This is a genomic window from Humibacter sp. (assembly GCF_051954055.1).
In the GTDB taxonomy this organism is placed as follows: domain Bacteria; phylum Actinomycetota; class Actinomycetes; order Actinomycetales; family Microbacteriaceae; genus Humibacter.
The window spans coordinates 1-19920 of record NZ_JBQCIE010000143.1; the positions used below are offsets into that span (position 1 = coordinate 1).

Below are 19920 nucleotides of genomic sequence, written 5' to 3' on the forward strand. Positions count from 1 at the left end.
CCGCAATTGTACGGGGCCCCCGGTAGCGGAAACCGGGACCGGCCGGGCAGTCGCGGGGCCGGCACCCGCGGGGGGGGGGCAGGCCGCCCCGAATGGAGAATTTTGAGAGATAACTTTTTTGGTTGTCCACAACACCCCACCCCACAAGGTCTCGCGCCTCAACCGCCCATCCGGGCGGCCGGCGCGCGCCACGCGCGGCCCGCCCCCGCGACTGCCCGGCCGGTCCCGGTTTCCGCTACCGGGGGCCCCGTACAATTGCGGGCATGCTTCCCGTCCACCCCTGCGCTGCCGCATGCAGTTGAGCAGCGGCACCGCCGGGTGGCATGGCGGCAGCAGTCGGCCCAGGCGAACCCGAAGTCGCGTGCTGAGGCTCGGCAGAGGCGCTCTGCTCGCGGCGGTCGCAGCCCTGGTGGCGACCGGTGGGATGCTCGCCCCGGCATCCGCGCACGCGCACGAGCCGCCGCACACGCGGTCGGCACGCGCTGCAAGCGGCGAGATCCCAACCGTGTCTCTCTACGCCGGCAACGCAGGAACCGAGTCGCCAGGGCAGTCCGTCACGATCACGATCGGCATCGACAACGCCTCGTCCGATGTCATCGGACCGGGCACCGCGACCATCTCCATCACGGAGAAGCCGCTCGGGTCTCGTCAGGGTTTGGATGCGTGGCTCAAGCCGGACTCCGACCACGACGCCACGACCAGGGTGATCCAGACGGTACCCACCCAGGCGGTCACGGCCGGCACGAGCCAGCGCGTGGCCACGGTCACGATCCCGGAGCAGGCGGTCGGCCTCAGCGGCGACACCGCCGTGTACGGCATTACGGCTACCGTCGCGGCAGGCTCGGGGACGGTCGGAACCGGATACTCGACCCTCACCTACGAGGGCACCGGCGTGCAGCACCAGGTCGGCCTCGCCGTCGCCATGCCCATCACGGTGCCGCCGACCTCGACCGGGCTCATCGCCGCCGATGATCTCGCCACCTACACCGCCCCCGACGGGCTGCTCACTCGGCAGCTCGAGCTCGCTCGCGATCATCCGTCGATCGCCATCGGCATCGACCCGATGATCATCGCGTCGATCCGTGTGCTGGGCACCTCGGCGCCGCAGAGTGCGCAGAACTGGCTCAACGAGCTCGATACTTCGCTGACCAACGACTCCTTCCCGCTTCAATACGGCGATGCGGATGTCTCGACGCAGCTGCAGTCTGGAATCACGTCGCTGCTCACCCCGACCTCGTTCGGCTACGCGATGTCTCCGAGCAACTTCCCCGGCCAGCTCTCCGTCGGCGAGACGCCGCAGCCGACACCGACGCCCACGTCCAACAACCCGTTCGTGACGCCGACTCCCACGTCAACCGGGCAGCAGCCGAACGTGCCCACCACGGCCGAGCTGCTCTCCTGGCCGTACACCTTCAGCGGCATCGCCTGGCCGGCGGACGACAGCCTTCGCGCCGGCGACGTGGATGCCCTGGCGAACGACGGCTACAAGTCCACGATCGTCTCCGGATCCAACACGAACCAGTCCTCGCTGTCCGTCACGCCGAACGCGCCGCTGCCCGTGAAGGGCGGAACGGCACTCGTCACCGATCAGGGCGTCAGCACCGCGCTGCGCAACGTGGTGTCTGCCGTTGGCACGGATCAGGAGAACGCCGCACTGGCATCCGTCACCGCCCAGCTCGCCGAGATCAGCAAGCAGGGTTCCAACGGCACGATCATCCTGGCCGGACTCGACCGCGACTGGCCGGCGAACGAGGGCGAGGCGAGTCGGGCTCTGACCGCGGTCTTCACGCTGCCTTGGGTGACGGCGTCGTCGCTGCGCGACGCGCTCACCGCGCCGGTCTCAGAGGGCCTGAAGCTCAACGACGCCGCTCAGGACCCGGCCAGAACGGCCGCCGTGAACCAGCTGACGAGCTCCGCAGGCAACATGGATGCCTTCTCCACCGTTCTCGCTGATCCAACGACCCTCACCGGACAGACCCGCAACGAGCTGCTGTCGCTGCTGTCGGTCGGATGGCGTCAGCCCGACAACAACTGGCCGGGCGCGGTGGGCGGCTTCGTCAAACAGGCGAGTGACACGGTCAACTCGGTCAAGATCGACCCCACCGGAAAGATCACCGTCGCAAGCGCGCAGAGCCTCATCCCGGTCACGGTGACCAACGGTCTCGTCCTTCCAAACGGCGTGAAACCCGCGGTCAACATCGTGCTGCGTGCGACGCCGTCCAACAACCGGCTCGAGGTCGACTCGGACACCGCGAAGACCATCCCGACGGATGCCAGCGCCAAGGTGCTCGTGCCGGTGAAGGCCAAGCTCGGCAACGGCAGCGTCAAGCTCGGCCTGCAGCTGTACAGCCCGACCGGCCTGCCGATCGGAGCACCGCAGACGGCGGCGATCGACGTGCACGCGGACTGGGAGGGCCTCGGCGCGCTCATCCTCGGCATCGCGGTCGTGTTGTTCTTCGGCTTCGGCCTGACGCGAAGCATCGTGCGCCGCGTGACCGAGCGGCGCAAGGCACGGGCAGGCGCGGATGCCGCGCCGGCCGTTGACGACGGGAATCCGCATGGCTAGCGTAGGCCGCGCGAGCGCGATGCTCGCTTCGGGCACGATGGTCTCCCGCGTGCTCGGATTCGTGCGCTCCTGGGTGCTGATCCAGGCGATCGGGGTGCTCGCGATCGGTGCGAACGCGTACGGCACGGCCACGCAGGTGCCGAACAGCATCTACGCGATCATCGCCCAGGGCATCCTCAGTGCCGTCCTGGTGCCGCAGATCGTACGGGCATCCGTTCACGCCGACGGCGGCAAGGGCTACATCAACAAGCTCGTCACCCTCGGCATCCTGATCTTCGCCGCCGTGGCCCTCGTCGCCACGCTGCTCGCGCCGTTCCTGGCGCAGGTGTTCGGTGCCCGGGGCGCATACGCCGGGCTGGTGACGGCGTTCGCCTACTGGTCCCTGCCGCAGATCTTCTTCCTCGGTCTCTACACGTTGCTCGGCGAGGTTCTCAACGCCCGCAAGTCGTTCGGACCGTTCACGTGGGCCCCCGTGTTCAACAACGTGGTCAGCATCGCCACGCTGATCGTGTTCATCCTCATGTTCGGCGCCGAGGCGCACCATCCGCGGCATCACACAGCGGACTGGACCTCCGGCATGATCGCCGTTCTCGGTGGAGGCGCGACCCTCGGCATCGCCGTGCAGGCGCTCGTGCTCTTCTTCTTCTGGCGACGGGTGGGACTGAAGTTCCGGTTCGACTTCAGGTGGCGCGGCGTCGAGCTCGGAACCGCCGGTCGCGCCGCGGGCTGGACCCTGGCGATGCTCGTCCTCACCCAGCTGGCGGGCGTGATCGAGACGAACGTCGCCAACACGGTCGGCACTACGAGTCACTACGCGTCGGTGGCTGCGATGACGCAGTCCTGGCTGATCTTCATGCTGCCGCACTCGATCATCGCGGTCTCGATCGTGACCGCGTTCTACACCAGGATGGCCGAGCACGCTCGCGAGGGGAACGACACCTCGTTCCGCACCGACTTCTCCACCGCGACTCGGTCGATTGCCGCTCTGATCAGCTTTTTCTCTGTTGCCATCATCGTCGCGGCCTATCCGATCTCCCGCGTCTTCACGGGTGATTACGCGGCGATGGGCAACGTGCTCATCGGCTACGCGGCCGGCCTTGTGCCGTTCTGCATCATGTTCGTCATCCAGCGCGCGTTCTACTCGCTCGGTGACACGCGCACACCGTTCCTCTTCACGCTCGCCCAGGTGGTGATCGTGATCGCCGGCGTTCTGCTCTGCCTGCTCGTGGCGCCGCAGGTCCGCGCGATGTCCATCGCGTTCGCCGTCTCGCTCGCCGGCACGGTCCAGGCGATCATCGCGGCCGTGCTTCTGCGCAGGCGGATGCGAGGGGTCGACGGGCGGCGTATCCTGCGTGGCCTGTGGCGATTCCTGCTCTCTGCCGTGGTCGCGGGTGTCATCGGCGCGCTCGTGCTCGCCCTCCTCGGCGCCTACACCCGCGGGTTCGCCGTTGCGGGGATCATCCCCGCCGTGCTGTCGATCGCGGCCGTCGGTGTCGTCATGCTCGCCGTCTATTCCGGGATGCTCCACCTTCTTCGTGCGGAGGAGTTCACGAATGCATGGAACCTTCTGCGGCGCCGCCTGCCGGGGCGCTCGCTCGGCTGACCGCGTCGGCCGGCGCCCACTCCGCTGGCTGGAATACCGGCCGCCTACACTGTGTTGCACAGCACAGCAAGACGAGGAGCACACGTGCGGCAGATCATCATCATCGGTTCCGGCCCAGCCGGTTACACCGCGGCCATCTATGCGGCACGTGCCAACCTCGAGCCGCTCGTGATCGCCAGTTCCGTCGAGGCCGGTGGCGAGCTGATGAACACCACCGAGGTGGAGAACTTCCCCGGGTTCCCCGACGGCATCATGGGCCCCGACCTGATGGCGAAGCTGCAGGTTCAGGCCGAGAAGTTCGGCGCCGAAGTGCTCTACGACGACGTCGTCTCGCTGGAACTCGACGGCGAGGTGAAGAAGGTGCGGCTCGGCAGCGGCGAGACGCACGAGGCCCGGTCGGTCATCTTCGCGACCGGTTCGGCCTACCGCAAGCTCGGGCTCGCCGAGGAGGAGCACCTGTCCGGCCATGGCCTTTCCTGGTGCGCCACGTGCGACGGGTTCTTCTTCCGCGAGAAGACTATCGCGGTGGTCGGCGGTGGCGACTCCGCCATCGAAGAGGCCACGTTCCTGACCCGGTTCGCGTCGAAGGTGTACGTGATCCACCGTCGCGACCAGTTGCGGGCATCCAAGATCATGCAGAACCGCGCGTTCGAGAACGACAAGATCGAGTTCGTCTGGAACAGCGAGGTCGTGTCGATCAACGGCGAGAGCGCCGTCACGGGCGTGACCCTGCGCGACACCGTCACAGGGGAGGAGCGCGATCTCGCCCTCGACGGGCTGTTCGTCGCCATCGGAAACGACCCGCGCACGCACCTGGTGCACGGTCAGCTCGACCTCACCCCCGCCGGCACCATCGCCGTCGACGGTCGCAGCTCGAAGACGAACCTGCCCGGCGTTTTCGCCGCGGGCGACGTGATCGACCCGACCTACCGTCAGGCCGTCACCGCCGCGGGCAGCGGAACCGTCGCCGCCCTCGACGCCGAGCACTACCTGGCGGCACTCGACCAGACCGAACGCGAGGCGCTCAGCCTCGCGAACTGACGTAAGGCCGTCCAGCCGAACACAAGAACTCCACCGCTCCGCGCGGCGGAAACGAACCGATAGAAGGAGAACAATGTCCAGCGCCAAGTCCGTCACGGATGCCACGTTCCAGCAGGACGTGCTCGATTCCGACAAGACCGTGCTCGTCGACTTCTGGGCCGAGTGGTGCGGACCATGTCGTGCGGTCGCGCCGATCCTCGACCAGATCGCGGCGGAGCACGGCGACAAGCTCGAGATCGTCAAGCTCAACGTCGACGAGAACCCTCAGACCGCTTTCAAGTACCAGATCACTTCGATTCCGGCACTGAAGGTGTACCAGGGCGGCGAGGTCGTGAAGACCGTCATCGGCGCCAAGCCGAAGCCTGCCCTCGAAGCCGACCTGGCCGCCTACATCAAGTAGGTCGGTCGGAGCATCTCAACGCCCGCCCGGCACTCGCCGGGCGGGCGTTCTGCATTTGCCCACGCCTCGGCCCGAAGACGACCTCCATCGGGCATCCCATAACATGGAACCCACGCTCAGAACGGAATGACACGTGATTCACAACGGCGGCTCGCACTCTGCGGGCAACAATCTCGACCCCTGGTTCTCGTCGTACGCACAGCGCACGGCCGGTCTCGCCGCCAGTGAGGTTCGAGCTCTGTTCGCCGTCGCTTCAAGGCCCGAAGTGGTCTCGCTTGCCGGTGGGATGCCGTACGTCTCCGCTCTTCCGGAAGACCTCGTTGTGGGCGCAATGGAACGGGTCATGCGCGAGCAGGGTCCGGTGGCGCTCCAGTACGGGTCCGGCCAGGGCGTGCCCCTCCTTCGCGAGCAGATCACCGAGGTCATGGCGCTCGAGGGCATCAGCGCGAGCGCGGACGACGTGATCGTCACGACCGGCTCCCAGCACGGCCTCGAACTGTTCGCCAAGCTCTTCCTCGACCCCGGCGACCTGGTGCTCGCCGAAGGCCCGAGCTACGTCACCGCACTCGTGATCTTCAAGTCCTATCAGGCGGAGGTCGATCACGTTCCCTCCGACGAGCACGGACTGATCCCGGATGCCCTGCGCCAGCACATCGCGAACGCTCGCGCCGTCGGCCGCCGCATCAAGTTCCTGTACACGATCCCCACCTTCCACAACCCCGCCGGCGTGACGCTCACCTGGGAGCGGCGACTGGAGATCCTCGAGATCTGCCGGGAGAACGGCATCCTGGTGCTGGAGGACAACCCCTACGGCCTGCTCTACTTCGACCAGAAGCCGCCGGCCGCGATGCGCTCGATCGACGAGGACGGCGTCGTCTATCTCGGCACGTTCTCCAAGACGCTGGCCCCTGGCTTCCGGGTCGGCTGGGCGCTCGCGCCGCACGCGATCCGGGAGAAGCTCATTCTCGCCAACGAGGCCGCCGTGCTCAGCCCCAGCTCGTTCACGCAGCTCGTCATCTCGCAGTACCTCAGCGAGGCGGATTGGCGGGGCCAGATCGACACTTTCCGCGGCGTCTACCGGGAGCGCAAGCAGGCGATGATCTCCGCCCTCGAAGAGCATCTGCCCGAGCTCGGCTGGACGAATCCGAACGGCGGCTTCTACGTCTGGCTCACGCTTCCTGAATCGCTGGACTCGAAGGCCATGCTGCCTCGCGCGGTCACCGAACTCGTCGCCTACACGCCGGGCACGGCGTTCTACGCAGACGGAGATGGCGCCCGGAACATCCGCCTGTCGTTCTGCTACCCGACTCCGGAGGCCATCCGGGTCGGCATTCGCAGGCTGGCGAACGTGATCAACGGCGAGCTCGACCTGCTCGACACCTTCGCGGGAACAGGATCGCTGCGCGTCCAGCGCGCGGCCGCCGACACGTTCCCGCCCTCCGACCTCCGCTAGCCGAACCGCCTGAAGGGTCACCCATGACCGACTTCGAACGATTGAACGTGCTCGTCCTCGCGGGCGGACTCTCCCACGAACGCGACGTCTCCCTGCGCTCGGGGCGCCGGGTCTCCGACGGTCTCTCCGCCCACGGCCATCGCGTCACCTTGCGTGAGCCCGACGGCGAACTGCTCTCGGCGATCCGCACACTCGAGCCGGACGTCGTCTGGCCGGCCCTGCATGGCGCCAGCGGCGAGAACGGGGCGCTTCGGGCGCTGCTCGCCACCGCGGGCGTCCCGTTCGTGGGCGCGGATGCCGAAGCGGCCCGCCTTGCGTGGCTCAAGCCGGTAGCCAAGACACTGGTGGCGCGAGCCGGGGTTCAGACGCCGGCATCCGTCACACTACCGACCGAGACGTTCCGCGAACTCGGCGCCGTGAGCGTCCTCTCGGCGCTGGGCGATGCGCTCTCCGCGCCACTCGTGGTCAAGCCCGCCGAAGGCGGATCCGCCCAGGGCGTCACCTATGTGGATGACACGGCCGATCTACCGCGCGCGCTCGTGAACGCCTACACCTATAACGATGTCGCGCTCATCGAGCGCCGTGTCGTCGGTATCGAGGTGGCGGTGACCGTGCTCGACACGGGGGCCGGTCCGGTCGCCCTTCCGGCGGTGGAGATCGTGCCGCGGAACGGCGTCTACAGCTTCGAAGCGCGCTACAACGCGGGGGAGACCAGCTTCTACACGCCGGCGCGGTTGACGGATGCCGCCGCCGACCGGGTGGCCGAGGTCGCGATCACCGCACACGAGGCGCTCGGCCTGCGGCACCTGTCCAGAGTCGACCTCATCGTCGACCCGGATGGCGTCCCGTGGTTCCTCGAGGCGAATGTGCTCCCCGGACTCACCGAGACGTCGCTCGTCCCGCTCGCCATAGAGGCGGCCGGCTTCGACCTGGGCGCCGTTTACGTCGGACTCGCCGAGCAGGCGATCCGCGAGGCGAGCGCTCTCGCCGACTGAGTCGCGCGCGGCGCGCGATGTTTCACGTGAAACATGCGAGGTCCCTCTCGTCGCCGCTCTTCAGAGCTGCCGAAGGTTTCACGTGAAACTTCCCGCATCACTTCGCGTCCCGCTTGTTCACTGCCATGTTTCACGTGAAACATCGAAGCGGGCGGTTCTCCATGTTGGCTTGACGTCGTATCGTTTCAGGGCCATAGCCGTTCGCGTTGCCAAGCACCCGCAGTGCACGTGTATCGCAGCCTCAGGTGATCGCGCGTCGCGGCCCCCTGCCAGAACTCGACCTGCGACGGATTGACACGCCATAAGGTCCAGGTGGGGGACACCAGCTTCGGATCTGCCTCGATCCGGGCGCGCTGAGCCGCGATCAACTCCGCGTGCTGCGCCGGATCGGCCATTGGAGCGCTCTGCCGTTCGGTGAGCGCTAGTGCACGAGCGTCGGGATGTCTCGCCAAAAAGTCCTGTGCTGCCTCTTCCCGAGATCCTCGCGTCGCCTCGCCTCGAACGCGCACGGCGCGAGCGACCTCCGGCCAATAGAACGTCATGGCGCACCTCGGGTCGCCCGCGAGTTGGCTGCTCTTCGCAGACTCTGCTCCGGTGGCGATCTCCAGGCCGAAGTCTTCCGTCACGTCCTTCAGCATCACGACACGGGCATCCGGAGCGCCGTTCCCGTCCGCCGTCGAGAGGGTGACCGCCAGCGGCTCAACAGCTCCCGAGTCGATCGCGTGCAGAAGCCACTCGACGAAGAGGTCGCGCGGATTCCCCGGCGCCACCGCTGGATCCCAGTCGGGAGCCCTTCCAGTGACGGATGGCGTGGAACGAAGACGGTCGCGCAGTGTGCTCACCGCCCCGATCCTGCCACCTCCAGGCCGCACAACCGAGCCGTTCAACAGGACCATCGGCCGAATACAGGACAATCCGTCATGTTCTCGGCGGGAAAGGGCTTACTGTCATGTTGTTGGGGTCCCGGCCCGCCCCGCGCCCGCCGTTCAGCCGGCGTACGGGCCCTCGCCGATCTCGCCGAGGATGCGGTTCAGGTCCTGCACCGAGGCGAACTCGATGGTGATCTGCCCCTTCCGCGCACCGAGGGCGACCTTCACCCGCGTGTTCAGCCGATCCCCGAGGCGCTCGGCGATCTCGTCAAGGTGCGATTGACGCTTTCCGGCCGCCGGTCGGGGCTTCACCTGCTTGGGCGTCGCGCTCACGAGCGCCTCGGCGGCACGCACCGAGAGGTCCTCGTTGACGATCTTGTCCGCGATGCGCTGCATGGCATCCGTGTCGCCTGCGGCGAGGATCGCCCGCGCGTGCCCAGCACTCAGCACGCCCGCCGCCACCCGCTGCTGAACAGGGGACGGCAGCTTCAGGAGCCGGATCGTGTTCGTGATCTGCGGACGCGAACGACCGATCCGCCTCGCGAGCTCATCCTGAGTGATGCCGAAGTCGGCCAGTAACTGCTGGTACGCCGACGCCTCTTCCAGCGGATTCAGTTGCGACCGGTGCAGGTTCTCCAGCAGGGCATCCCGCAGCATGTCCTCGTCCGCGGTGTCTTTGACGACGGCCGGAATGGTCGCGAGCCCGAGCGTCTTCGTTGCACGCAGACGCCGCTCGCCCATGATGAGCTCGTACTTGCCAGGGAGACCCGACAAAGGCCGCACCACGACCGGCTGGAGCACGCCGACTTCACGGATGCTGGCGACCAGTTCGTCCATCGCCTCCTGGTCGAACTCGGTGCGAGGCTGCTGCGCGTTGGGCACGATGTCGTCGGGGGAGAGGTTCGCCAGCCGGGCCCCCGGCACGGCCAACAGACTGCCGGCCGAGTCCTCACCCTCGCCGGACGGTCCGCGATCGCGGAAGAACACGTCGACCGGTCGTTTCGTGTCCGTGTCTGCGGTGGGGATCAGCGCGCCGATTCCGCGGCCCAAACCCGTGCGCTTCGCTGCCATCGTGCTGTGCTTCCTCTTGCCTGCCGCTTCGCGGCCTCTGTCGTGTCCTGTGGTGCTGGTTGCGTCGGAGCGGTGATCTGCGCGCTCGTCAGCGCGGCGCCCCGCGCTTGGCGATCTCCGCCGCCGCCTCGAGATAGGAGAGCGCGCCGGGCGACCCGGAATCGTAGCTGATCACGCTCTGTCCGTAGCTGGGGGCCTCCGAGATGCGGACCGAGCGTGGGATGACCGCCTCGAGCACCTGCTTCGGAAAGTGATCCCGCACCTCGTCGGCGACCTGATGGGCGAGGTTGGTGCGCGAGTCGAACATGGTGAGCAGGATCGTCGACACTTGGAGCTTCGGGTTGAGATGCTTCTCGATCAGCGAGATGTTCTTCAGCAGCTGGCTCAGTCCCTCCAGCGCGTAGTACTCGCACTGGATCGGAATCAGCACCTCGGTTGCCGCCACGAAGGCGTTGATCGTCAGCAGCCCGAGCGACGGCGGGCAGTCGATCAGCACGTAGTCGATGCCCTCGGGGATCTCGTCGAGGAACGTGTGGAGCGCCCGCGAAAGGCGCTGCTCCCTCGCGACCATCGAGACGAGCTCGATCTCCGCCCCCGCCAGGTCGATCGTCGCCGGAACGCAGAAGAGGTCCGTCTGGTCCGGAGAGGTCTGCACGACGTCGGCCATGTCGGTGTCGTTGACGATCACGTCGTACACGCTGGGCGTGCCCTCACGGTGCTCGACACCGAGCGCGGTGGATGCGTTGCCCTGCGGATCGAGGTCGATCACCAGCACACGCGCGCCCGATCGGGCGAGAGCGGCAGCGAGGTTCACCACGGTGGTGGTCTTGCCGACCCCGCCCTTCTGATTCGAGATCGTGAAGATCCTGGTGCGCGAGGGCAGCGGGATCGTCGTCTCCTCGATGGCTTGGCGTCGGCGGCTCAGGTCGGCGACCTCGCTCGCAAGGGGAGTCGACATATCCACGGGCGCAGGTACCTCCGTGATTCTTCTTTTCGGATGTTTCACGTGAAACTCCGCTGACTTCAGACGAGCACCGTGGATCGTGCAGTGAGGCGGCGATCCCAACGACGTGCGATCACGGTGCGTCTCAGAGCTATCTCACTGTAGCCCGGATGACCCTGGTGACTTCGTCGACGACCCCGGACCCGAGAATCTCCACTCTCACGTCGTGGATGTGGAAACGTCGCACTTCCTTCGCCGCCGCGGACACCTCCGCCTCGGCGTTCGCGCCTTTCATGAGTACGAGCTCGCCACCGTCGCGGACCAGGGGAGCGGTCAATGGGATCAGCTTGCGAAAGGCGCTCACCGCTCGAGCCGTCACGTGGTCCAGTGACGACTCCAGCCGCACATCCTCCGCCCTGGCGCGCACGACGGAGACATTCGCTAACCCCAGCGCATCCTTCTGTTCGCTCAGCCAGGCGATCCGACGTTCCATCGGCTCGATGAGAACGAGCTGCACATCGGGTCGCGCGATGGCGAGGACGATGCCCGGGAGTCCGGCGCCACTGCCCACATCGCCCACCGATCCGCCTGACCGCAGCAGCGGAGCAACGACAGCGCAGTTCAGCACGTGGCGAGTCCACAGCCGTGGCGGCTCGAGAGGGCCGATCAGCCCGCGTTCCTCACCCTCGCGAGCAAGGGCATCCGTGAACGCGCGAGCAAGCTCGATCCGATCACCGAACAGCCCGGCCGCGGACGCCGGCTCGGGCTCGACGTCAGTCGTCATGTTTCACGTGAAACATCAGAACGGCGTGGTCCAACCGCGCTGCCTACGCGCGCGTAATGACGGTGTGGCGCTCGGATGCCTCGCCCACCGAGTGCGACGAGAAGCCACGGTCAGCGACCACGTCGTGCACGATCTTGCGCTCGTACGACGACATCGGAGGCAGAGCCGCCTGCGCTGCGCCCTGCTCCAGGCGATCGATCGCCCGGTCGACGAGAACGGCGAGCTCCTGCTTGCGCGCGTCGCGGGATCCGCCGATGTCAAGGATCAGACGCGAGAACGCACCTGTCTTCGACTGCACCGCGAGACGAGCCAACTCCTGAAGAGCGCTGACCGTCTCGGCGCGACTCAGCAGGCGAAGGGCCTCGGGATCCTCCGCGGAGACTGAGACGTACGGGCGATCATTCTGCACATCGATGTCGATGTCGCCGTCGAGATCGCAGATGTCCAGAAGCGCCTCGATGTAGTCAGCAGCAGCGTCGCCTTGCGCGTCGAGGCTCTGATCGTCCTCGGTCGTTGTGCTGCGAGTCGACGTGCCGGCGGCATCCTCGCCACCCAGTGCCTGCTGACCCGCATCCTCGATCGTCGATGTCTCGTCGCCGTGAACGGACGTCTCGTCTGTCATGCTCACTATTTCTTTCCCCCGGCCTTCTTGGCTCGGGCCTTGCTCATCGGCTGCTGTCGCTGCGTGGTCACCGGCTTCGCCGGGACCTCGTCGACGATGAGTACCGGAGCACCCTCCGGCGTCTTCAGCTTGCCCCTGCGAGCAAGCCTCGCCTCACGCGCCTTCTCGGCCTCACTGCCGGGCGTCGGCATGTTCCGGATAACCAACCACTGCTGACCCATGGTCCAGATGTTCGAGGTGAGCCAGTAGAACATCACGCCCAGCGGGAACGCGACACCGGAGAACAGGAAGACGAAGGGGAGCAGGTAGAGCAGGATGCGCTGCTGCCGGAACTGGGGGCTGGCCTTCGTCTCCGGCGACATGTTCTTCGAGACGATCTGCAACTGCGTGATGAACTGCGACGCCACCATGAGGATGACCATGGACGCTGCGATCAGCATCACCGACAGGCTGTAGTCCTTGCCGGCGACCATGAGGCTCCATTGGGAACCGAATGACGCGTTCAGCGGCGCACCGAGGAAGTTCGCGTCCTGGAACGACTTGAGCAGGTTCGCTCCGCTCAACAGGCCGACGCTGTCGTGTCCACCCTGCGCGTCGTTGAGCACGTGGAACAGGCTGAAGAACACCGGCATCTGCAGCAGCAGCGGCAGGCACGAGCTGAGCGGATTCGTCCCCGTGCGCTTGTAGAGCTCCATGGTCTCGCGCGACATGGCCTCGCGAGAGAGCTGGTCCTTCTTGCCCTTGTACTTGTCCTGGATCTTCTTCAGCTGCGGCGCGACCTCGAGCATGCGGCGCTGGTTCTTGATCTGCCGGACGAAGATCGGGATCAGCGCGGCTCGGATGACGGCGGTCAGGCCGACGATGGACAGCACCCACGTCAGACCAGCGTTCGGATCAAGGCCGATCGCGGTCCACAGCATGTGCCAGCCGATCAGGAGCAGCTGCACGAGCCACTCGATCGGCCAGAGGATCGTATAGATGAAGTCCACTTACTCGGTCATCCTTTTGCGTGGCCGCGTGCCACCACGAACCCGAAGGGTGTGACGGAGTAGCGGGGGGTCTTCTTGCGGGGAACATCGTCGACGCCGCCGGCGGCCCACGGGTGACACCGCGCGATGCGCACGATCCCGAGAGCCGTTCCGACAATCACGCCGTGCTCCTGAATGGCGCCCAGCGCGTACGCCGAGCATGACGGATAGTAGCGGCACACATCGCCGTACAACGGGGAGATCACCGCTCGATAGGCGCGCAGAAGCAGCACAGCGACGTTTCTCGGAAGAAGGAGAACGGTCGTCATCACGGCATGCATCGGGCGCCTACTTTGTCGACGGCTCGGCGGATCTCACTTTGCAGCGTAATCCAGGATGCCTGCGCGGAGGCTGGCAGAGCCCGCACCACGATCTCGCGGCCGGGCGAGACCTCCGGGAGCAGCTCACGACACACGGCCTTGAGCCTGCGTCGCACGGTGTTGCGAACGACAGCGCTGCCGACCGCCTTGCTCACGATGAACCCGAAACGGGCAGGCCCCGGTTCCGCGCCGGTACCGGGTGCCGTGCGCACGTAGGTGATCGTGTTCGGCGCGTGCACACGCGCTCCCTTGCGGACGGTCAGACGATAGTCGGCACCGCTGCGGATCCGATTCGCCTTGGCGAGCACCGCACTGAGTTGACTACGCGAACGGAGTGACTACGCGGAGAGCTCGGTACGGCCCTTGCGGCGGCGGTTCGCGAGGATCGCGCGGCCGGCACGCGTACGCATGCGCAGACGGAAACCGTGCACCTTGGCGCGGCGGCGGTTGTTCGGCTGGAACGTTCTCTTGCTCATCAGACAGGTCTCTCGATCGATGTTTTCAGTTCTCTTCGTGAGGCAGGCCTGCAGAGACACGTCTCGCGGCGCCGGAAGGAAGGAAGCTGTGCCGCTCGCTGCAGCGTGCGGGCAACCCATTAACGGTACGGGGTGGCATCCGCAAGGTCAAACCGGACGCCGGTGAACCGTTGATTATCCATACCGACAGGACTAAGCCTGGAGAGGCACGCCGGGAACGGCGCACATCCGGCTCGCACGATGATTTGAGCGTGCGGGCCCGATTCGTTAGCGTGACATGCGAAGTTATCCCCAGGTTGTGAATCGACCGCTGTCGAAGCCACGGACGGGCACGCAGAATGCCATTACGGCATTGGGGATAACGATGTGGATAAGAGCGGCCGGACCTGCTGCTTCGGCCGAACTGGTTCACAACGGGGTGGATCGGACTCGCCGTTGCCGGTGGTTCGTGGGAGTGATCTAGGGGAACTATGGCTGACGGCGATCCATCATTGACGAATGCATGGCGATCTGTGTTGTCGACGCTGGAAGCCGACGACCGGGTCACCCCGCAGCTGTATGGATTCCTCAGCCTCGTCGAGCCCAAGGGCATCATGGCCGGCACCTTCTACCTGGAAGTGCCCAACGAGTTCACCCGTGGGATGATCGAGCAGCGCTGCCGGGTTCCCCTGCTCAACTCGATCGGCCGGCTCGACGACACGCTCGCCGTGTCCAACTTCGCGATCGTCGTGAACCCGAACATCACGCACGACTCCCCTCAGCTGGAGCCCGAGCGGCTCGAGTCCAGCTACATCGACACACCCACCACGGTCAGCCAGCCGTCCGCGCCGGTCACCGACATCAGTGCGGCGCCGCGCAATCCGGACTCCCGGCTCAACCCGAAGTACAGCTTCGACAACTTCGTCATCGGTCAGTCCAACCGCTTCGCGCACGCGGCCGCCGTCGCCGTCGCCGAGGCTCCGGCCAAGGCCTACAACCCGCTCTTCATCTACGGCGACTCCGGCCTCGGCAAGACGCACCTGCTGCACGCGATCGGCCACTACGCGATGAGCCTGTACCCGGGCATCCGGGTGCGCTACGTGAGCTCCGAAGAGTTCACGAACGACTTCATCAACTCGATCGCCAACAACCGCGGCTCCTCCTTCCAGGCGCGCTACCGAAACATTGACATCCTGCTCATCGACGACATCCAGTTCCTGCAGCGAGCGGTCGAGACCCAGGAGGCGTTCTTCCACACCTTCAACACGCTGCACGACCACAACAAGCAGGTGGTCATCACCAGCGACCTGCCGCCGAAGCACCTCACCGGCTTCGAAGACCGGATGCTCACCCGCTTCGAGTGGGGCTTGATCACGGATGTGCAGGCACCGGACCTGGAGACCCGCATCGCGATCCTGCGCAAGAAGGCGCAGAGCGAGCGCATCCTCGTGCCCGACGACATCCTCGAGTTCATGGCGACCAAGGTGTCGAGCAACATCCGCGAGCTCGAGGGCACGCTCATCCGGGTCACCGCGTTCGCCAGCCTCAACAAGACACCGGTCGACATGAACCTCGTGCAGACCGTGTTGAAAGACCTGATCACGCTCGACGACGACAACGTGGTCGCGCCGGCCGACATCATCACGGCGACCGCCGACTACTTCAAGCTCAGCGTCGACGACCTCTACGGTTCGTCGCGGTCGCAGGCCATCGCCACGGCCAGGCAGATCGCGATGTATCTGTGCCGGGAGCTCACCAACCTGTCGCTGCCCAAGATCGGCCAGCTGTTCGGCAACCGTGACCACACGACGGTGATGTACGCGAACAAGAAGATCAGCGAGCTCATGAAGGAGCGTCGCTCGATCTACAACCAGGTCACCGAGCTGACCGCTCGCATCAAGCAGAACCATCGGTAACCGTCAACCGAATATTCACACTGTGGATAACCCTGGGGATAGTTAACGAATAACAGCCTCGGCGGTGTGAGCGGATGCCCGGGGCTTGTGAAATCCTTGTCGTTCAAAGGCGTCCCCCTACGCGGCTGCGGATGCCCTCCTCAACAATCCGTGGACAACTCACACCGATGTAGTTCCCGCTGGCCGCCTGCGATCCACCGAGTTATCCACAGTTTCCACAGCGGTTAAGCCGATTAAAAGAACAACTTCTTTAAGCAGCCGGACGACAACCTCAAGGACCCGCTCGATCGGTCACCCCTCGAAGCCACATGGTCTCGGCACTGCTCACCTGCCTCGCAGTAGCATGGAGCGGCACGCGCCCATCGGACGACAGGGGAGACGACGTTGAGGTTTCAAGCCAACCGCGATGTGCTGAGCGAAGCGGTCTCGTTCACCGTCAAACTTCTGCCCCAGCGCACGACGCTGCCGATTCTCAGCGGCATCCTGATCAGCACCACGGACGACGGCATCTCGCTCTCTGCGTTCGACTACGAGGTCTCCGCACACACCGAGATCTCCGCCGCCGTCGAGGAGCCCGGCACGGTTCTGGTCTCCGGACGACTGCTCGCAGAGATCGCTTCGAAGCTTCCGAATGCACCCGTCACATTCGCCACCGAAGAGAACCGCATCATCGTGAGCTGCGGAACCGCGAGCTTCACGCTGCTGTCCATGCCGGTCGAGGAATATCCCACGCTGCCGCAGATCTCAGGCGAGTCGGGGGTCGTGCCGGCCGACGAATTCTCCGAGGCTGTCGCGCAGGTCGCGGTGGCGGCATCCCGCGACGACGTCACTCCGGTGATCACCGGGGTGCAGCTCGAGATCGCCGAGAACCGCTTGAGCCTCGTTGCCACCGACCGCTACCGCGTCGCCGTGCGGGAGATCGACTGGGACGGATCGATCGGCCAGTCCAAGCCCTCCACTGCGCTCGTGCCCGCGCGCACGCTGCAAGAGATCGGCAAGACGTTCGGCCACAACGGGAACATCAACGTGACTCTCGTGGCCAAAGACGATCGTGAGCTCATCGCCTTCACTGCCGAGAAGAAGACCGTGACCTCCCTTCTCATCAAGGGCAACTTCCCTCCGGTGAAGCGTCTCTTCCCGGAGAGCGTCGACAATTACGCCGTGATCAACACCGCAGACCTGATCGAGGCGACCCGTCGCGTCTCTCTCGTCCTCGAGCGGGAGGCAGCACTACGGTTCACGTTCAACACGGACGGGCTGACGCTCGAGGCGATCGGATCGGAGCAGGCCCAGGCATCCGAGAGCATCGACGCTCTCCTCACCGGTGACGACACCGTGGTGTCGCTGAAGCCCCAATTCCTGCTCGACGGTCTCGGCGCGGTGCACTCGGAGTTCGTGCGCATCTCGTTCACGAAGACGGACAATCCGAACAAGCCGGGTCCCGTGCTCATCACGAGCCAGACCAGCAAGGAGCAGGCGGGAAGCGACAGCTACCGGTATCTGTTGCAGCCGAACCTGCTGTTGCGCTGACCCTCACGGTCAGAGGTTCGACTCACACGACGAAGGGCTACTCATGCACATCGGTCTCATCGGTCTCGGCAAGATGGGCAACAACATGCGTGCCCGGCTCGAGCGCAAGGGCATCGAGGTCACGGGGTACGACACGAATCCGGATGTCTCGGACGTCGCCACCCTCGCCGATCTCGTCGCCGCGCTTCCGGCGCCCAGAACGGTGTGGGTCATGGTGCCGGCCGGAGCGGTGACGGACAGCGTCGTGAACGACCTGGCCGGACTGCTCGAAGCGGGTGACCTCGTGATCGACGGCGGCAATTCCAAGTTCACCGAAGACTTCAAGCACGCGGCTCTGCTGTCGAAGACGGGTGTCGACTTCGTCGACGCCGGTGTCTCCGGCGGCGTGTGGGGCCTCGACAACGGTTATGGCCTGATGGTCGGCGGAAGCGACGCGCAGGTGCAGCGCGTCATGCCCGTGTTCGACGCGCTTCGTCCGGATGGTCCGCGCGACGAGGGGTTCGTGCACGTCGGTGAGGTCGGTGCCGGCCACTACGCGAAGATGGTGCACAACGGCATCGAGTACGCGCTCATGCAGGCATACGCCGAGGGGTATGAACTGCTCGACACGCGGAAAGACATCATCAAGGATGTCACCGGCACGTTCAAGGCGTGGCAGCGCGGAACCGTCGTTCGCTCGTGGCTGCTCGACCTTCTGGTGCGCGCGCTCGAGCAGGATCCGGAGTTCGAGCACATCGAGGGCTACGTGAATGACTCGGGTGAAGGACGTTGGACGGTCGAAGAAGCGCTGAACAATGCGGTCCCGATGCCCACGATCAGTGCGTCGATCTTCGCCAGATTCGTCTCGCGCCAGGAGGACTCGCCTGCGATGAAGGCGGTCGCCGCACTGCGCAACCAGTTCGGCGGTCACGCCGTGAAGGCCGTCGACTGACCCGAACAGGCGGTGGCCGATGCGTGTGACGCACCTGTCGCTCACCGAGTTCCGCAACTACGAGACCGCCGAGGTGCAGCTCGCGCCCGGGCCGAACCTGTTCGTGGGCAGCAACGGTCAGGGCAAGACGAACCTCGTCGAATCCCTCGTCTTCCTCTCCACCGGCGGCTCGCACCGCACGCCGATCGACACCGCGATGATCCGGCAGGATGCCTCGGCCGCTGTCATCCGGGTGCGCCTCGAGCATGACGGCCGCGCCGTGCTCCTGGAGCTGCAGCTGAACCGATCGTCGGCGAACAAGGCGATGGTGAACCGCACCTCGACGAGGCCTCGCGAGTTGGTCCGTTACCTCTCAACGGTGCTCTTCGCCCCGGAAGATCTGGCGCTCGTCAGGGGCGAACCCTCCGTGCGGCGCCGCATGCTCGATACCGTGCTGGTTCAGCGCACCCCGCGGCTGGCCGGCGTTCTCGCCGATTACGACCGGGTGCTGAAACAACGCAACACGCTTCTGAAGTCGGCGCGGGCATCCGGTGTGCGCGGATCAGCGTTGTCGACTCTGGATGTCTGGGACGAACGGCTCGTGACCCTCGGTTCGGAAATCATCGACGAGCGTTCCAGACTGATCGACGAGCTGCGCGAGCCGGTGCGAGACGCCTACCGCTCGGTCGCGGGCGACGACCACGACCCACGGCTTGTCCCGCTGCTCTCGGTGGATGGCGCAACCCCAGACGATGACGACGATTCGGCGCCGCGAACGGAGCGCGACGGAACGGCGGAGGCTGGATCCACCCGCGAGCGGTTCGCGGCAGCGGTCGCACGACTTCGGTCACGCGAGCTCGAGCGCGGCGTCACGCTGGTCGGCCCGCACCGCGACGACGTGTCGTTCCAGCTCAACGGCTTGCCGGCGAAGGGTTACGCGAGCCACGGCGAGTCGTGGTCGTTCGCGCTTTCGCTGCGGCTGGCATCCGCACAGCTGCTGCGCGAGCACTCGACCACCGGTGACCCCGTGCTGATTCTCGACGACGTGTTCGCGGAGCTGGACCAGAAGCGGAGGGCGCGGCTGGCGGCAGCCGTGCATGACTTCGAGCAGGTTCTCGTCACCTCGGCGGTGCTCGACGACGTGCCCGATGCGCTGCGCGCCCACACCGTGCACATCGAGGCCGGCCGCGTCATCGAGCCCGGGAAGGACGACACCGAGGATGCGCCGGCGGAGGAATCGCTGGGATGAGCGAGGCATCCGACTTCTACCGCCACCTGAAGGAGCTGTTCGGTGCGGATCCCGCGCGCGGTCAGCGGCGGAGCGCGCGGACGACGCGCACGGAACGATCGGGAAGTCAGCCGTTCGAGCCGGGTAGGGAACCTCGTGGACTCGGTGGTGTGATCGATTCCCTCA

General features: G+C 66.0%; 19 protein-coding genes. 10 read left to right on the forward strand and 9 right to left on the reverse strand.

Annotated features, from left to right (window positions below; genetic code table 11):
• Nucleotides 1–361 precede the first annotated feature (361 nt).
• The 6 genes from ACTHNC_RS18510 to ACTHNC_RS18535 all read left to right on the forward strand — a co-directional run bounded on the left by ACTHNC_RS18510 (nt 362) and on the right by ACTHNC_RS18535 (nt 8058).
• On the forward strand, nt 362–2566 hold the full coding sequence (locus ACTHNC_RS18510) for a DUF6049 family protein (protein ID WP_440296105.1): 2205 nt from the start codon (nt 362–364) through the stop codon (nt 2564–2566).
• Nucleotides 2559–4169 (forward strand): murein biosynthesis integral membrane protein MurJ, encoded by a 1611-nt coding sequence (gene murJ / locus ACTHNC_RS18515; RefSeq protein ID WP_440296106.1) that lies wholly within the window; start codon nt 2559–2561, stop codon nt 4167–4169. Before ACTHNC_RS18510 ends, murJ begins: the two co-directional genes overlap by 8 nt.
• A gap of 84 nt (nt 4170–4253) precedes the next feature.
• A complete protein-coding gene (gene trxB / locus ACTHNC_RS18520; RefSeq protein ID WP_440296107.1) occupies nt 4254–5210 on the forward strand; it encodes a thioredoxin-disulfide reductase in 957 nt (318 codons plus the stop codon).
• Nucleotides 5211–5283: 73 nt separating this feature from the next.
• Entirely contained in the window at nt 5284–5610 is a 327-nt protein-coding gene (trxA, locus tag ACTHNC_RS18525; RefSeq protein WP_440296108.1) for a thioredoxin, read from the forward strand.
• Nucleotides 5611–5743: 133 nt separating this feature from the next.
• Nucleotides 5744–7063 (forward strand): PLP-dependent aminotransferase family protein, encoded by a 1320-nt coding sequence (locus ACTHNC_RS18530; RefSeq protein WP_440296109.1) that lies wholly within the window; start codon nt 5744–5746, stop codon nt 7061–7063.
• Nucleotides 7064–7086: 23 nt separating this feature from the next.
• A complete protein-coding gene (locus ACTHNC_RS18535; protein WP_440296110.1) occupies nt 7087–8058 on the forward strand; it encodes a D-alanine--D-alanine ligase family protein in 972 nt (323 codons plus the stop codon).
• A gap of 185 nt (nt 8059–8243) precedes the next feature.
• On the opposite strand, the gene ACTHNC_RS18540 is transcribed toward ACTHNC_RS18535, so the two are convergent.
• The 9 genes from ACTHNC_RS18540 to rpmH form a co-directional block, all read right to left on the reverse strand.
• Nucleotides 8244–8900 carry a pyridoxine/pyridoxamine 5'-phosphate oxidase gene (locus ACTHNC_RS18540; protein WP_440296111.1) on the reverse strand — a complete coding sequence of 219 codons (657 nt, stop codon included), beginning with the start codon at nt 8898–8900 and terminating at the stop codon, nt 8244–8246.
• Between the two features lie 144 nt (nt 8901–9044).
• On the reverse strand, nt 9045–9998 hold the full coding sequence (locus tag ACTHNC_RS18545; protein WP_440296112.1) for a ParB/RepB/Spo0J family partition protein: 954 nt from the start codon (nt 9996–9998) through the stop codon (nt 9045–9047).
• Between the two features lie 88 nt (nt 9999–10086).
• Nucleotides 10087–10956, reverse strand: a complete 870-nt coding sequence (locus ACTHNC_RS18550) for a ParA family protein (RefSeq protein ID WP_440296113.1) — start codon at nt 10954–10956, stop codon at nt 10087–10089.
• Nucleotides 10957–11092: 136 nt separating this feature from the next.
• Nucleotides 11093–11725, reverse strand: a complete 633-nt coding sequence (gene rsmG / locus ACTHNC_RS18555) for a 16S rRNA (guanine(527)-N(7))-methyltransferase RsmG (RefSeq protein ID WP_440296114.1) — start codon at nt 11723–11725, stop codon at nt 11093–11095.
• Nucleotides 11726–11768: 43 nt separating this feature from the next.
• Nucleotides 11769–12347 carry a Jag family protein gene (locus ACTHNC_RS18560; protein WP_440296115.1) on the reverse strand — a complete coding sequence of 193 codons (579 nt, stop codon included), beginning with the start codon at nt 12345–12347 and terminating at the stop codon, nt 11769–11771.
• A gap of 5 nt (nt 12348–12352) precedes the next feature.
• Complete coding sequence (yidC, locus tag ACTHNC_RS18565) at nt 12353–13336, reverse strand: membrane protein insertase YidC (RefSeq protein WP_440296116.1); 984 nt, start codon at nt 13334–13336, stop codon at nt 12353–12355.
• A gap of 8 nt (nt 13337–13344) precedes the next feature.
• Nucleotides 13345–13644: a membrane protein insertion efficiency factor YidD gene (yidD, locus tag ACTHNC_RS18570; RefSeq protein WP_440296117.1), complete on the reverse strand. Its 300-nt coding sequence runs from the start codon at nt 13642–13644 to the stop codon at nt 13345–13347.
• Nucleotides 13644–14003 (reverse strand): ribonuclease P protein component, encoded by a 360-nt coding sequence (gene rnpA / locus ACTHNC_RS18575; RefSeq protein WP_440296118.1) that lies wholly within the window; start codon nt 14001–14003, stop codon nt 13644–13646. Before rnpA ends, yidD begins: the two co-directional genes overlap by 1 nt.
• 30 nt (nt 14004–14033) lie before the next feature.
• Entirely contained in the window at nt 14034–14171 is a 138-nt protein-coding gene (gene rpmH, locus ACTHNC_RS18580; protein WP_026940492.1) for a 50S ribosomal protein L34, read from the reverse strand.
• Nucleotides 14172–14641: 470 nt separating this feature from the next.
• On the opposite strand from rpmH, the gene dnaA reads away from it, so the two are divergent.
• From dnaA to recF, 4 genes are all read left to right on the forward strand, one after another.
• Complete coding sequence (gene dnaA, locus ACTHNC_RS18585; protein ID WP_440296119.1) at nt 14642–16066, forward strand: chromosomal replication initiator protein DnaA; 1425 nt, start codon at nt 14642–14644, stop codon at nt 16064–16066.
• Between the two features lie 384 nt (nt 16067–16450).
• Entirely contained in the window at nt 16451–17596 is a 1146-nt protein-coding gene (gene dnaN, locus ACTHNC_RS18590; RefSeq protein WP_440296120.1) for a DNA polymerase III subunit beta, read from the forward strand.
• 43 nt (nt 17597–17639) lie between these two features.
• On the forward strand, nt 17640–18527 hold the full coding sequence (gnd, locus tag ACTHNC_RS18595; protein ID WP_440296121.1) for a phosphogluconate dehydrogenase (NAD(+)-dependent, decarboxylating): 888 nt from the start codon (nt 17640–17642) through the stop codon (nt 18525–18527).
• 19 nt (nt 18528–18546) lie between these two features.
• Nucleotides 18547–19755 (forward strand): DNA replication/repair protein RecF, encoded by a 1209-nt coding sequence (recF, locus tag ACTHNC_RS18600; protein ID WP_440296122.1) that lies wholly within the window; start codon nt 18547–18549, stop codon nt 19753–19755.
• Nucleotides 19756–19920 lie beyond the last annotated feature (165 nt).